Annotated in this window: 9 protein-coding genes, 3 tRNA genes and 3 rRNA genes; 11 read left to right on the forward strand and 4 right to left on the reverse strand. The window is 54.0% G+C overall.

Features of this window, described 5'->3' with window-relative positions:
• The first annotated feature begins 296 nt into the window (after positions 1-296).
• From SPE70_RS04510 to dkgB, 7 genes are all read left to right on the forward strand, one after another.
• A 16S ribosomal RNA gene (locus tag SPE70_RS04510) occupies positions 297-1,836 on the forward strand.
• A 69-nt stretch (positions 1,837-1,905) separates the two neighbouring features.
• A tRNA-Ile gene (locus SPE70_RS04515) sits at positions 1,906-1,982 on the forward strand.
• Positions 1,983-2,018: 36 nt separating this feature from the next.
• Positions 2,019-2,094 (forward strand) — tRNA-Ala (locus tag SPE70_RS04520).
• Positions 2,095-2,271: 177 nt separating this feature from the next.
• Positions 2,272-5,177: ribosomal RNA gene (locus tag SPE70_RS04525) — 23S ribosomal RNA — on the forward strand.
• A 191-nt stretch (positions 5,178-5,368) separates the two neighbouring features.
• Positions 5,369-5,484 (forward strand): 5S ribosomal RNA (gene rrf, locus SPE70_RS04530).
• Together the 16S, 23S and 5S rRNA genes with 3 tRNA genes alongside form the textbook arrangement of a ribosomal RNA operon.
• Before the next feature lie 57 nt (positions 5,485-5,541).
• Positions 5,542-5,618: transfer RNA gene (locus SPE70_RS04535), tRNA-Asp, on the forward strand.
• Between the two features lie 164 nt (positions 5,619-5,782).
• Positions 5,783-6,586, forward strand: a complete 804-nt coding sequence (gene dkgB / locus SPE70_RS04540; protein ID WP_023339613.1) for a 2,5-didehydrogluconate reductase DkgB — start codon at positions 5,783-5,785, stop codon at positions 6,584-6,586.
• Positions 6,587-6,631: 45 nt separating this feature from the next.
• Here dkgB and yafC read toward each other — a convergent pair whose 3' ends face one another.
• Positions 6,632-7,537 carry a DNA-binding transcriptional regulator YafC gene (gene yafC, locus SPE70_RS04545; protein ID WP_012968896.1) on the reverse strand — a complete coding sequence of 302 codons (906 nt, stop codon included), beginning with the start codon at positions 7,535-7,537 and terminating at the stop codon, positions 6,632-6,634.
• 104 nt (positions 7,538-7,641) lie between these two features.
• On the opposite strand from yafC, the gene SPE70_RS04550 reads away from it, so the two are divergent.
• From SPE70_RS04550 to SPE70_RS04560, 3 genes are all read left to right on the forward strand, one after another.
• Positions 7,642-8,832, forward strand: coding sequence for an MFS transporter (locus tag SPE70_RS04550; protein WP_008805250.1), 1,191 nt, complete (start codon positions 7,642-7,644; stop codon positions 8,830-8,832).
• A gap of 101 nt (positions 8,833-8,933) precedes the next feature.
• Positions 8,934-9,731 (forward strand): endonuclease/exonuclease/phosphatase family protein, encoded by a 798-nt coding sequence (locus tag SPE70_RS04555; RefSeq protein WP_074188505.1) that lies wholly within the window; start codon positions 8,934-8,936, stop codon positions 9,729-9,731.
• Positions 9,732-9,818: 87 nt separating this feature from the next.
• Entirely contained in the window at positions 9,819-10,589 is a 771-nt protein-coding gene (locus SPE70_RS04560) for a class I SAM-dependent methyltransferase (protein ID WP_008805251.1), read from the forward strand.
• A gap of 59 nt (positions 10,590-10,648) precedes the next feature.
• On the opposite strand, the gene mltD is transcribed toward SPE70_RS04560, so the two are convergent.
• Together mltD and gloB are read right to left on the reverse strand one after the other, a co-directional pair.
• A complete protein-coding gene (gene mltD / locus SPE70_RS04565) occupies positions 10,649-12,016 on the reverse strand; it encodes a murein transglycosylase D (protein WP_008805252.1) in 1,368 nt (455 codons plus the stop codon).
• A gap of 71 nt (positions 12,017-12,087) precedes the next feature.
• Positions 12,088-12,843, reverse strand: coding sequence for a hydroxyacylglutathione hydrolase (gene gloB, locus SPE70_RS04570; protein WP_008805253.1), 756 nt, complete (start codon positions 12,841-12,843; stop codon positions 12,088-12,090).
• Between the two features lie 32 nt (positions 12,844-12,875).
• Here gloB and SPE70_RS04575 point away from each other — a divergent pair, with 32 nt between their 5' ends.
• Positions 12,876-13,598, forward strand: a complete 723-nt coding sequence (locus SPE70_RS04575; protein ID WP_008805254.1) for a class I SAM-dependent methyltransferase — start codon at positions 12,876-12,878, stop codon at positions 13,596-13,598.
• Here the strand turns inward: SPE70_RS04575 and rnhA are convergent.
• The gene (gene rnhA / locus SPE70_RS04580) at positions 13,595-14,062 is read right to left on the reverse strand and encodes a ribonuclease HI (RefSeq protein WP_004204620.1); all 468 of its coding nucleotides are present in this window, start codon (positions 14,060-14,062) and stop codon (positions 13,595-13,597) included. The two genes, SPE70_RS04575 and rnhA, sit on opposite strands and share 4 nt — an antisense overlap.
• Positions 14,063-14,113 lie beyond the last annotated feature (51 nt).

Raw genomic sequence — 14,113 nt, forward strand, 5'->3', positions numbered from 1 at the left:
ATAATGCGCCTCCATCGACACGGCGGATGTGAATCACTTCACACAAACAGCCGGTTCGGTTGAAGAGAAAAATCCTGAAAAACGGGTTGACTCTGAAAGAGGAAAGCGTAATATACGCCACCTCGCGACAGAGCGCTAAAGCGCGTCGCAACTGCTCTTTAACAATTTATCAGACAATCTGTGTGGGCACTCAAAGTGACATGGATTCTTAACGTCCTCGGACGAAAAATGAATACCAAGTCTCTGAGTGAACATGCGTAATTCATTACGAAGTTTAATTCACGAGCATCAAACTTAAATTGAAGAGTTTGATCATGGCTCAGATTGAACGCTGGCGGCAGGCCTAACACATGCAAGTCGAGCGGTAGCACAGAGAGCTTGCTCTCGGGTGACGAGCGGCGGACGGGTGAGTAATGTCTGGGAAACTGCCTGATGGAGGGGGATAACTACTGGAAACGGTAGCTAATACCGCATAATGTCGCAAGACCAAAGTGGGGGACCTTCGGGCCTCATGCCATCAGATGTGCCCAGATGGGATTAGCTAGTAGGTGGGGTAACGGCTCACCTAGGCGACGATCCCTAGCTGGTCTGAGAGGATGACCAGCCACACTGGAACTGAGACACGGTCCAGACTCCTACGGGAGGCAGCAGTGGGGAATATTGCACAATGGGCGCAAGCCTGATGCAGCCATGCCGCGTGTGTGAAGAAGGCCTTCGGGTTGTAAAGCACTTTCAGCGGGGAGGAAGGCGGTGAGGTTAATAACCTCACCGATTGACGTTACCCGCAGAAGAAGCACCGGCTAACTCCGTGCCAGCAGCCGCGGTAATACGGAGGGTGCAAGCGTTAATCGGAATTACTGGGCGTAAAGCGCACGCAGGCGGTCTGTCAAGTCGGATGTGAAATCCCCGGGCTCAACCTGGGAACTGCATTCGAAACTGGCAGGCTAGAGTCTTGTAGAGGGGGGTAGAATTCCAGGTGTAGCGGTGAAATGCGTAGAGATCTGGAGGAATACCGGTGGCGAAGGCGGCCCCCTGGACAAAGACTGACGCTCAGGTGCGAAAGCGTGGGGAGCAAACAGGATTAGATACCCTGGTAGTCCACGCTGTAAACGATGTCGATTTGGAGGTTGTGCCCTTGAGGCGTGGCTTCCGGAGCTAACGCGTTAAATCGACCGCCTGGGGAGTACGGCCGCAAGGTTAAAACTCAAATGAATTGACGGGGGCCCGCACAAGCGGTGGAGCATGTGGTTTAATTCGATGCAACGCGAAGAACCTTACCTGGTCTTGACATCCACAGAACTTTCCAGAGATGGATTGGTGCCTTCGGGAACTGTGAGACAGGTGCTGCATGGCTGTCGTCAGCTCGTGTTGTGAAATGTTGGGTTAAGTCCCGCAACGAGCGCAACCCTTATCCTTTGTTGCCAGCGGTCCGGCCGGGAACTCAAAGGAGACTGCCAGTGATAAACTGGAGGAAGGTGGGGATGACGTCAAGTCATCATGGCCCTTACGACCAGGGCTACACACGTGCTACAATGGCATATACAAAGAGAAGCGACCTCGCGAGAGCAAGCGGACCTCATAAAGTATGTCGTAGTCCGGATTGGAGTCTGCAACTCGACTCCATGAAGTCGGAATCGCTAGTAATCGTAGATCAGAATGCTACGGTGAATACGTTCCCGGGCCTTGTACACACCGCCCGTCACACCATGGGAGTGGGTTGCAAAAGAAGTAGGTAGCTTAACCTTCGGGAGGGCGCTTACCACTTTGTGATTCATGACTGGGGTGAAGTCGTAACAAGGTAACCGTAGGGGAACCTGCGGTTGGATCACCTCCTTACCTTAAAGAACCTGCCTTTGTAGTGCTCACACAGATTGTCTGATGAAAAACAGCAGTAAAAACCTCTACAGGCTTGTAGCTCAGGTGGTTAGAGCGCACCCCTGATAAGGGTGAGGTCGGTGGTTCAAGTCCACTCAGGCCTACCAAATTTGCGAAGCAAATTTGAAGAGGTTGCAAACGATGGGGCTATAGCTCAGCTGGGAGAGCGCCTGCTTTGCACGCAGGAGGTCTGCGGTTCGATCCCGCATAGCTCCACCATCTTTACTGCAAACACAAGAAAACTTCAGAGTGAACCTGAAAAGGTGCACTGCGAAGTTTTGCTCTTTAAAAATCTGGATCAAGCTGAAAATTGAAACGACACACTGTTTAAGTGTGTTCGAGTCTCTCAAATTTTCGCGACACGATGATGTTTTACGAAACATCTTCGGGTTGTGAGGTTAAGCGACTAAGCGTACACGGTGGATGCCCTGGCAGTCAGAGGCGATGAAGGACGTGCTAATCTGCGAAAAGCGTCGGTAAGGTGATATGAACCGTTACAGCCGGCGATGTCCGAATGGGGAAACCCAGTGCAATTCGTTGCACTATCGTTAACTGAATACATAGGTTAACGAGGCGAACCGGGGGAACTGAAACATCTAAGTACCCCGAGGAAAAGAAATCAACCGAGATTCCCCCAGTAGCGGCGAGCGAACGGGGAGCAGCCCAGAGTCTGAATCAGCTTGTGTGTTAGTGGAACGGTCTGGAAAGTCCGACGGTAGAGGGTGATAGTCCCGTACACCAAAATGCACAGGTTGTGAACTCGAAGAGTAGGGCGGGACACGTGGTATCCTGTCTGAATATGGGGGGACCATCCTCCAAGGCTAAATACTCCTGACTGACCGATAGTGAACCAGTACCGTGAGGGAAAGGCGAAAAGAACCCCGGCGAGGGGAGTGAAAAAGAACCTGAAACCGTGTACGTACAAGCAGTGGGAGCACCTTCGGGTGTGACTGCGTACCTTTTGTATAATGGGTCAGCGACTTATATTCTGTAGCAAGGTTAACCGTATAGGGGAGCCGCAGGGAAACCGAGTCTTAACTGGGCGTTAAGTTGCAGGGTATAGACCCGAAACCCGGTGATCTAGCCATGGGCAGGTTGAAGGTTGGGTAACACTAACTGGAGGACCGAACCGACTAATGTTGAAAAATTAGCGGATGACTTGTGGCTGGGGGTGAAAGGCCAATCAAACCGGGAGATAGCTGGTTCTCCCCGAAAGCTATTTAGGTAGCGCCTCGTGAATTCATCTTCGGGGGTAGAGCACTGTTTCGGCTAGGGGGTCATCCCGACTTACCAACCCGATGCAAACTACGAATACCGAAGAATGTTATCACGGGAGACACACGGCGGGTGCTAACGTCCGTCGTGAAGAGGGAAACAACCCAGACCGCCAGCTAAGGTCCCAAAGTCATGGTTAAGTGGGAAACGATGTGGGAAGGCACAGACAGCCAGGATGTTGGCTTAGAAGCAGCCATCATTTAAAGAAAGCGTAATAGCTCACTGGTCGAGTCGGCCTGCGCGGAAGATGTAACGGGGCTAAACCATGCACCGAAGCTGCGGCAGCGACACTATGTGTTGTTGGGTAGGGGAGCGTTCTGTAAGCCTGCGAAGGTGACCTGTGAGGGTTGCTGGAGGTATCAGAAGTGCGAATGCTGACATAAGTAACGATAAAGCGGGTGAAAAGCCCGCTCGCCGGAAGACCAAGGGTTCCTGTCCAACGTTAATCGGGGCAGGGTGAGTCGACCCCTAAGGCGAGGCCGAAAGGCGTAGTCGATGGGAAACAGGTTAATATTCCTGTACTTGGTGTTACTGCGAAGGGGGGACGGAGAAGGCTATGTTAGCCGGGCGACGGTTGTCCCGGTTTAAGCATGTAGGCGGAGGATTCCAGGTAAATCCGGTACCTTTTTAACGCTGAGGTGTGATGACGAGGCACTACGGTGCTGAAGTAACAAATGCCCTGCTTCCAGGAAAAGCCTCTAAGCATCAGGTAACATTAAATCGTACCCCAAACCGACACAGGTGGTCAGGTAGAGAATACCAAGGCGCTTGAGAGAACTCGGGTGAAGGAACTAGGCAAAATGGTGCCGTAACTTCGGGAGAAGGCACGCTGGTGTGTAGGTGAAGTCCCTGCGGATGGAGCTGAGACCAGTCGAAGATACCAGCTGGCTGCAACTGTTTATTAAAAACACAGCACTGTGCAAACACGAAAGTGGACGTATACGGTGTGACGCCTGCCCGGTGCCGGAAGGTTAATTGATGGGGTTATCCGTAAGGAGAAGCTCTTGATCGAAGCCCCGGTAAACGGCGGCCGTAACTATAACGGTCCTAAGGTAGCGAAATTCCTTGTCGGGTAAGTTCCGACCTGCACGAATGGCGTAATGATGGCCAGGCTGTCTCCACCCGAGACTCAGTGAAATTGAACTCGCTGTGAAGATGCAGTGTACCCGCGGCAAGACGGAAAGACCCCGTGAACCTTTACTATAGCTTGACACTGAACATTGAGCCTTGATGTGTAGGATAGGTGGGAGGCTTTGAAGCGTGGACGCCAGTCTGCGTGGAGCCAACCTTGAAATACCACCCTTTAATGTTTGATGTTCTAACGTAGGCCCCTGACCGGGGTTGCGGACAGTGTCTGGTGGGTAGTTTGACTGGGGCGGTCTCCTCCCAAAGAGTAACGGAGGAGCACGAAGGTTAGCTAATCCTGGTCGGACATCAGGAGGTTAGTGCAATGGCATAAGCTAGCTTGACTGCGAGCGTGACGGCGCGAGCAGGTGCGAAAGCAGGTCATAGTGATCCGGTGGTTCTGAATGGAAGGGCCATCGCTCAACGGATAAAAGGTACTCCGGGGATAACAGGCTGATACCGCCCAAGAGTTCATATCGACGGCGGTGTTTGGCACCTCGATGTCGGCTCATCACATCCTGGGGCTGAAGTAGGTCCCAAGGGTATGGCTGTTCGCCATTTAAAGTGGTACGCGAGCTGGGTTTAGAACGTCGTGAGACAGTTCGGTCCCTATCTGCCGTGGGCGCTGGAGAATTGAGGGGGGCTGCTCCTAGTACGAGAGGACCGGAGTGGACGCATCACTGGTGTTCGGGTTGTCATGCCAATGGCACTGCCCGGTAGCTAAATGCGGAAGAGATAAGTGCTGAAAGCATCTAAGCACGAAACTTGCCCCGAGATGAGTTCTCCCTGAGACTTTAAGTCTCCTGAAGGAACGTTGAAGACGACGACGTTGATAGGCCGGGTGTGTAAGCGCAGCGATGCGTTGAGCTAACCGGTACTAATGAACCGTGAGGCTTAACCTTACAACGCCGAAGATGTTTTGGCGATTTGAGAGAAGATTTTCAGCTCTGATTCAGAGTCCGAAGGATTTTGCGCTGAGACAAGGCGGCAAACGAGGCGATGGAAGGAGCATACATAAGTATGTGACTGACACTCGCGAGAGCAGCCAACGCAGTATGAGCGCAAAAGACACAGGACGAGCACAAAGAATTTGCCTGGCGGCACTAGCGCGGTGGTCCCACCTGACCCCATGCCGAACTCAGAAGTGAAACGCCGTAGCGCCGATGGTAGTGTGGGGTCTCCCCATGTGAGAGTAGGGAACTGCCAGGCATCAAATTGCAGTAAGCCGGGGTGACAACCGGTGGTAATAAAGCGAAGAAATTCGGTGGAGCGGTAGTTCAGTCGGTTAGAATACCTGCCTGTCACGCAGGGGGTCGCGGGTTCGAGTCCCGTCCGTTCCGCCACTTATTAAGAGCCCTGAGCATTTGCTCAGGGCTTTTTTGTTTGATCTGTTCTCTATTATTGCTAATTCAGCAAAAATCCTCTGCATTAATCGCTCTTTTTCTCCTCCACACCATCAGCCATAATTTCATCCGTTAACCGAAATGAAGAAATAACGAGGAAAATCATGGCAATCCCTGCATTTGGTCTTGGCACCTTCCGTCTGAAAGATGATGTTGTTATCGCATCCGTAAAAACCGCGCTGGAGCTGGGCTATCGTGCTATCGACACCGCGCAAATCTATGACAACGAAGCAGCGGTGGGTCAGGCCATCGCCGAAAGCGGCGTGCCGCGTGATGAGCTGTTCATCACGACCAAAATCTGGATCGAAAACCTGAGCAAAGACAAACTCATCGCCAGCCTGAAAGAGAGCCTGCATAAGCTGCGCACTGACTATGTTGATCTCACGCTGATCCACTGGCCGTCACCGAACGATGCGGTAGCTGTTGAAGAGTTTATGGCAGCCCTGATGGAAGCGAAGAAGCTGGGTCTGACCCGTCAGATCGGTATCTCCAACTTCACTATTCCACTGATGGAGCGCGCGATTGCCGCCGTTGGCGCTGAGAATATCGCGACTAACCAGATTGAGCTCTCGCCGTATCTGCAAAACCGTAAAGTGGTCGATTGGGCGCGTGAGCACGGCATCCATATCACCTCTTACATGACGCTGGCCTACGGTAAGGCACTGAAAGATGAAGTGATTGCCCGCATCGCGGCGAAACATGGTGCGACCCCAGCGCAGGTTATCCTGGCATGGGCGATGGGCGAAGGCTATGCGGTTATCCCATCGTCCACCAAACGTGACAATCTGGCCAGCAACCTGAAAGCGCAGGATCTGCAGCTGGATGATGAAGATCGTAAAGCGATCGCCGCACTCGACTGCAACGATCGTCTGGTGAGTCCGGAAGGTCTGGCTCCACAGTGGGATTAATCTCCCGCTTTCGGCATGCCGTTCGCACTGCCGTCTGAGACGATATTACGACAGCTCCTTCGGGAGCTGTTTGACGTGCTCACTTAGAAAGTCAATAAATGCCCTGATGCGCGTGCTGACCGCCCGGTCGCTGTAGTACACCGCACTGAATGGCATCTCCACCGGCAAGCGTTTGTCGGCAAGTAACTCCACAAACTCCCCACGGCCAATCTCTTTATCCACCATATAATCCGACAAACAGGCTATGCCGTTACCGGTCAGGCACAGCTGCTTGAGCGTTTCGCCGCTATTGGAGGACACCGCCGATTCGATCTCTAACAGCTGACCATCGCAACAGGAGACAGGCCAGGTATTCAGCGATACCGGCTCGGTGAACCCGAGGCAGTGATGCTGTTTCAGATCTGACGGATGCTGCGGCATACCGTAGCGCGCGACATAGTCTGGCGAGGCGACGATCTTACGATAGCTGGTAAATAGCGGTCGGGCGCGCAGGCTGGAATCCGTTAAGGTCCCGGCCCGAATGGCCACATCCACTTTTCGTTCAATCAGGTTAATAAACGTCTCTGAAGAGACGAGCGACAGCGTCATTTCCGGGTAGCGCTCGCGAAATGGCTTCACCAGCGGCATGAGAAAATGCAGCATCACCGGCGTCGCGGCATCCACCCGCAGCAGGCCCCGCGGCGTTGTGCGCGTTTCCAGCAGGTCATTCTCTGCTGCCGCCATTTCCTGCAAGACCACCTGCATCCGGCGAAAATAGCGCTCGCCTTCCTCCGTCAGACTGAGCTGGCGGGTGGTCCGATTGAGCAGGCTTACGCCTAGCTTTGATTCCAGCTTCTTGACCGCCCGGCTGACGGCAGAGTTGGCCTGTCCGAGCTGCTCGGCCGCCCGGCTGAAACTTCCGCTTTCCACCACCGCCACAAAGATGGCGATCTCCTCTGATGTGGCTCTCATTATTGCACCTGTAGCAAAATTCTATTGATACTTTGATAGTTTTTGTTATTTATACAGCCCTTCATACTACGTGTCATCTTAATCCTGATGCTACGGAGTAAATTATGCCACTGGCGCTATTTGCCTTAACTATCGGTGCCTTCGCGATTGGCACCACTGAATTTGTGATTGTCGGCCTGGTCCCGACTATCGCGCAACAACTCTCTATCTCTCTGCCTTCGGCGGGACTGCTGGTCTCTATCTACGCGCTGGGCGTGGCGATTGGCGCTCCGGTGCTGACGGCGTTAACGGGGCGTATGCCGCGTAAACAGCTGCTGCTGGCGTTGATGGTCCTGTTTACGGCGGGTAATGTGCTGGCCTGGCAGGCCCCGGGCTATGAAACGCTGATCCTGGCGCGATTGCTGACCGGTCTGGCACACGGCGTGTTCTTCTCTATTGGCTCGACAATCGCCACCAGCCTGGTGGCAAAAGAGAAAGCCGCCTCAGCTATCGCTATTATGTTCGGCGGCCTGACGGTCGCGCTGGTCACCGGGGTGCCGTTCGGGACTTTCATCGGTCAGCATTTTGGCTGGCGGGAAACGTTCCTCGCGGTATCGATTCTGGGCGTGATTGCGCTTATCAGCAGTCTGCTTCTGGTACCGAATAATATTCCGGGCCGCGCCAGCGCCAGCCTGCGCGATCAGATGAAAGTCTTAACTCATCCTCGCCTGCTGATGATCTACGCCATTACCGCGCTGGGCTATGGCGGCGTATTTACCGCCTTTACTTTTCTTGCTCCGATGATGCAGGAGCTGGCCGGTTTCAGTCCGTCTGCGGTTAGCTGGATCCTGTTGGGCTACGGTGTCTCGGTCGCTATTGGCAATGTGTGGGGAGGCAAACTGGCCGATAAGCATGGCGCCGTCTCCGCGCTGAAGTTTATCTTCGCCGCGCTGGTTGTGCTGCTGCTGGTCTTCCAGTTGACCGCCAGCATCCACTATGCTGCGCTGGCAACGGTGCTGGTAATGGGTATTTTCGCCTTCGGCAACGTGCCGGGTCTGCAGGTATACGTGGTGCAAAAAGCCGAACAGTATACGCCTGGCGCCGTCGACGTCGCTTCCGGCCTGAATATTGCCGCCTTCAATATTGGTATTGCGCTGGGGTCCATCGTCGGCGGGCAGACGGTTGAACGGTATGGTCTGGCGCAGACGCCGTGGATTGGTGCGGTGATTGTGCTGGTCGCCCTGCTGTTGGTGATGCTGAGCGGTCGTTTAGATAAATCGCCGCGCCGTTCGACAGCGGTTTCTCTCGAAGGCTAGGGTTTATCGCAAATTGCATTGAAAGTGGATGGGAAAATCCCTATAACAGAAGAACCAGTCGTTGTTGGGCTGGTTTCTGTTATTGAGGATTGATGCCCAAATTGCGAAAGAATACCTATGCCATGCGCTACGTCGCCGGACAACCTGCGGAGAGGATATTGCCTCCGGGGGCGTTTGCGGGCGTCAGTCCGGTTTATCCTGCCGGCACGCCGTTAAGCAGCGATGAAAAGATCCGCGTGCTGGTATGGAATATCTTCAAGCAGCAGCGCGCAGAGTGGCAGTCGGTCCTCAAAAATTTCGGCAAAGATGCGCATTTGGTCCTGTTGCAGGAGGCGCAAACTACCCCAGAACTGGTCAGGTTCGCGACTTCAAACTATCTGGCCGCCGATCAGGTACCGGCGCTGGTATTGCCGCAGCATCCTTCCGGCGTGATGACGCTGGCCTCCGCTCACCCCATCTATTGCTGTCCGCTGCGCGAGCGCGAGCCTATTTTGCGATTGCCGAAATCGGCCTTAGTGACCGTTTATCCGCTGCCCGATGCGCGGCTGCTGATGGTGGTCAACATCCATGCGGTCAACTTTAGCCTTGGCGTCGATGTCTACAGCAAGCAGTTGCTGCCGATCGGCGATCAGATCGCTCATCACAGCGGGCCGGTGATCATGGCCGGGGATTTCAATGCATGGAGCCGGCCGCGAATGAACGCGCTGTACCGCTTTGCGCGTGAGATGTCGTTACGCGAAGTTCGTTTCTCTGACGATCAGCGCCGCCGTGCGTTTGGTCGTCCGCTCGATTTTGTGTTCTATCGTGGGTTAAGCGTGCACGATGCTACCGTGCTGGTGACCCGCGCCTCCGATCACAACCCGCTACTAGTCGAATTCAGTCCCGGCAAGCCTGATTAATTTAAGGTATGTCAGGCCTGCCATCGGGCAGGTCTGCGTTCAGCACGATGCTGCCCTAAATTACTCACACAACCGAAGGACAACACAATGACAACACGCTCTCACCATGACAACGTCGAAAAGCAGTTCGGCTCCCAGGCCAGCGCCTATTTGACCAGCGCCGTGCACGCCTCCGGGCGCGATCTGCAGCGGCTGGCTGAACGGCTGGCCGATTTCCCTCAGGCGAAAGTGCTGGATATGGGCTGCGGGGCAGGGCACGCCAGCTTTACCGCGGCGGGACAGGTTGCCGAGGTGACCGCCTATGATTTATCAAGCCAGATGCTGGAAGTGGTTACCGCGGCGGCAAAAGAGAAAGGCTTTAGCAATATCGTGACCCAGCAGGGATATGCTGAAACGCTGCCGTTCGCTGATGCCAGCTTTGATGTGGTGATTAGCCGCTACTCCGCGCACCACTGGCATGATGTCGGCCAGGCGCTGCGTGAGGTGAAACGTGTTCTCAAGCCGGGCGGGGTGATGATCATAATGGACGTGATGTCGCCGGGTCATCCGGTACGTGATGTCTGGTTGCAGACCGTGGAAGCGCTGCGCGATACCTCGCACGTGCGTAATTATTCCAGCGGCGAGTGGCTGGCGCTGGCCAATGACGCAGGCCTGGTGATTAATCATTTATCGACCGATCGCCTGCCGCTGGAGTTCAGCTCATGGGTGGCGCGGATGCGCACCCCAGAGGCGCTGGTAGAAGCGATTCGCTTATATCAGCAGAGCGCTTCGGCGGAGGTCAAAGCCTACTTCGAATTACAGCAGGACGGGTCGTTTACCAGCGATACCATCCTGTTCGAAGCGCATAAAGCGGTTTAATACGGGCAACAAAAAAGGCACCGGGGGAAGTCGGTGCCTTTTTATCGAACCCTGACGTATCAGGACTCTGGTCGATCGCTGTTTTTCACAAACAGCGTTAGCTGATCGCCAGGCCGCAGATTGTCGGTATCGCTGTTCCAGCGCATCACGTCGCGAATATTAACACCGTGACGCTTGGCGATGCTCGACAGCGAATCACCTTTGCGAACACGATAGGTGATGCTATCGCTGTTGTTCGCCAGGCGCTGTGCGCTGCTACCTGCGCCGACAACCAGACTCTGCCCGACTTTTAACCCTGAACCGCGCAGATTGTTCCACTGCTGCAAATCCCGGGTCGTGACGCCGAGACGCGAAGCAATCCCGGAAATCGTGTCGCCAGAGCGTACCTTATAGCTACGGCTGGTCAGCGGCGTATTGTCCGCGAGCTGCGTTGGCTGCACGGCGGCAATGTCGCCAGAGGCCAGCGATTCACGCAGCTGAGCGGCGTGCTTCTGCGGCACCATGACGTACTTTGGCCCACTCGCGCCCAGCGTTGACCCCTTTACGCCAGCGTTGAAGGTTTTCAGTTTGCTGACCGGCATTCCTGCCATGTCCGCGAGCTGAGAAATATCAACCGGGCTGTCGAGGCGAACGCGCGCCAGCGCACGGCTTTCATCGGCCGTAGGCAGCTTTACGCCGTAACGCTTGCTGTTTTTGAGAATGTCGCTCAACGCCAGCATTTTCGGTACGTAGATTTTCGTTTCATGCGGCAGAGACAGCGACCAGAAATCGGTGGGTTTACCACGCGAACGGTTCGCTTTTACTGCTTTCATGACCCGACCTTCGCCGCTGTTATAGGCTGCGACCGTTAATAACCAGTCGCCGTCGAACATTTTGTTCAGACGTTGCATCATGTCCAGCGCCGCGGTAGTAGATGCGACGACGTCACGACGCGCATCGTAACTGCGGGTCTGTTTTAAACCATAATTGCGCCCTGTGCTCGGAATGATCTGCCAAATGCCTGCGGCATTGGCGCCAGACGTCGCGTGTGGGTCAAAAGCGCTCTCCACTATGGGTAGTAATACCAGTTCCATTGGCATGTTACGTTTCTTAACCTGCCCGGCTATCCAGTACATATACGGCTCTGCCCGTAAAGTTACATCGTGGAGATAGCTCTTATTTCTTAAGTACTTCTGTTTCTGTTCGCGAATCCGGGGATTATCCGGTATTCCCATCTTTAGCTCGTCGCCTATGGAAGTCCACAGATCCTGGTCTTGCGCGTAGAAGGTTCCATCATCTAACCAGCGCGCTTGACTTGTGAACTTACCTGCTTCCCCTTGACCAGCCGCAGAAAGGCTCTGTGCTCGCTGTTCGACGGTGCCATCGTGCTTAGACGCCTGGCACCCCACCAGCAGGACAGAGGCGAGTAATATCGCTCGTGCCTTCATGTGTGTGTCAATAGTTGCTTAAAAGACGACCAAGAATAACGGCGAAGTTGGCCGATGACAAGAATTAAATATCAGAAGTCGTCTTTCTTTGACCTTAACCATGCAAATCGCGCCACAGAGTGTTGCAAATTTGTTTCTTGGTTAATTTTATCAATTAAATCAATATCATTTACGCGTAAAAATAAATTTATACGACGCTCATTTTTCAGAGTTACGGGTAGTGTTTTTTGTTTTTTTGCACGTAACTCATTAACTTTATGATAGTAATCGTTTATGTCCCTATCATCTGGCAGGATACTCAATGCAAACTTCATATTCGCTAACGTATATTCATGTGCGCAACATATGAGGGTTTCTTCAGGAAGGGCGTTAATTTTCATAAATGATTGATACATCTGCTCTGCAGTACCTTCGAAGAGCCTTCCGCAGCCGCCGGAGAACATTGTGTCGCCACAGAACAGATAAGGTTCGCTGTAGTAACAGATATGTCCTAATGTGTGACCTGGCGTAGAGAAAATGGAAAAATCGTGCCCGAGAATTGACAGCCGATCGCCATCGCCTACCACCTGAGTGACTCCCTTATCCTGGGTTTCCGCCGGCCCGTAAACCACTATAGAAGGGAATTTTTCACGTAATTGTTTTACGCCACCGACGTGATCCTGATGGTGATGGGTTAGTAAAATGGCTTCGGGCTGCCATTGGTTTTCCTCAATGGCCGCCAGAACCGGCGCGGCTTCGCCTGGGTCAACGATGATGCAGCGGCCGTTATTCTCACTGAGAACCCAGATGTAGTTGTCCTGAAACGCGGGAATACTGATAAGATTCATAAATTACCTCTAAAGCGTAGCGGAAGGTGGCAATGAAGCCGGCAAGGATACCTCACACAGTGACAGCGCCTGAGCATTGGTCCAGTATGCCGTGGGGCGAATACTATCGCGAAACGCTGGAGCAGCAGATGAAACCGTGGCTGGCTAAATTATATGGCTTTCATCTGCTTAAGATTGGCAATCTGAGCGCGGAAATCAATACTGAAGCTTGCGCCATCTCGCACCAGGTCAATGTCTCGCTGGCAGGAAATCCGATGCAGGTTCGGGCCGATCCGCTGCATTTACCCTTTGCCGAAAAGTCCGTCGACGCGTGCCTGCTGGCGCACACCCTGCCGTGGTGTAGCGATCCGCATCGTCTGCTGCGGGAAGCCGATCGTGTACTGATCGATGATGGCTGGATGATCCTGACCGGGTTTAATCCGGTCAGCCTGATGGGGTTGCGTAAGCTGGTGCCGTTCCTGCGCAACGGTACGCCTTATAATAGCCGTATGTTTACGCTGATGCGCCAGCTGGACTGGCTGTCGCTACTCAACTTTGAAGTGCTGCACTATGGGCGTTATCAGGTTTTACCCTGGTCGCGCCACGGCGGCAAACTGCTGAGCACCCATCTGCCAGCGCTGGGCTGTTTGCAATTGATTGTCGCCCGCAAACGGACCATTCCGCTGACGCTCAATCCGATGAAATCCGGTAAAGCGAAAACCCAGCTGCGGCCGGCAGTCGGCGCCACCCGGCAGTGGCGCAAGGGGCAGAATTAGCTCTCCGGCTGGTAGCCGATGTCGTCCTGAGTGGGATGGGAGGCCGCCGCGCGGGCCAGCTCGTCGCAGCGTTCGTTTTCTGGATGGCCGGCGTGGCCCTTCACCCACTCCCATTTGATCTTATGCTGGCCAAGCGCAGCATCCAGCCGCTGCCAGAGGTCGACATTCTTTACCGGTTTTTTCTCTGCCGTTTTCCAGCCGCGCTTTTTCCAGTTGTGGATCCACTGGGTGATCCCCTGGCGGACATACTGGCTGTCGGTGCTGAGCACCACCTCACAATGCTCTTTTAACGCCTCGAGAGCGACGATTGCCGCCATCAGTTCCATGCGGTTATTGGTGGTCAGACGGTAGCCGGCGCTAAAGGTTTTTTCGTGCTGGCGGTAGCGCATGATGGCGCCGTAACCGCCGGGTCCTGGATTTCCCAGGCAAGAGCCGTCGGTGAAAATTTCTACCTGTTTGAGCATCTCTGGTAGACTTCCTGTAATTGAAATCGATTTGTAAACGATAAGTCTGAC

The sequence above is a fragment of the Klebsiella sp. ZJOU C1 genome (assembly GCF_035620215.1).
GTDB lineage: Bacteria > Pseudomonadota > Gammaproteobacteria > Enterobacterales > Enterobacteriaceae > Klebsiella > Klebsiella variicola.

What these genes read in the sequence shown, in the direction of transcription:
- dkgB (WP_023339613.1), top strand. Translation starts at nt 5,783, where the DNA reads ATGGCAATCCCTGCATTTGGTCTTGGCACCTTCCGTCTGAAAGATGAT.
- yafC (WP_012968896.1), bottom strand. Translation starts at nt 7,537, where the DNA reads ATGAGAGCCACATCAGAGGAGATCGCCATCTTTGTGGCGGTGGTGGAA.
- SPE70_RS04550 (WP_008805250.1), top strand. Translation starts at nt 7,642, where the DNA reads ATGCCACTGGCGCTATTTGCCTTAACTATCGGTGCCTTCGCGATTGGC.
- SPE70_RS04560 (WP_008805251.1), top strand. Translation starts at nt 9,819, where the DNA reads ATGACAACACGCTCTCACCATGACAACGTCGAAAAGCAGTTCGGCTCC.
- mltD (WP_008805252.1), bottom strand. Translation starts at nt 12,016, where the DNA reads ATGAAGGCACGAGCGATATTACTCGCCTCTGTCCTGCTGGTGGGGTGC.
- gloB (WP_008805253.1), bottom strand. Translation starts at nt 12,843, where the DNA reads ATGAATCTTATCAGTATTCCCGCGTTTCAGGACAACTACATCTGGGTT.
- SPE70_RS04575 (WP_008805254.1), top strand. Translation starts at nt 12,876, where the DNA reads ATGAAGCCGGCAAGGATACCTCACACAGTGACAGCGCCTGAGCATTGG.
- rnhA (WP_004204620.1), bottom strand. Translation starts at nt 14,062, where the DNA reads ATGCTCAAACAGGTAGAAATTTTCACCGACGGCTCTTGCCTGGGAAAT.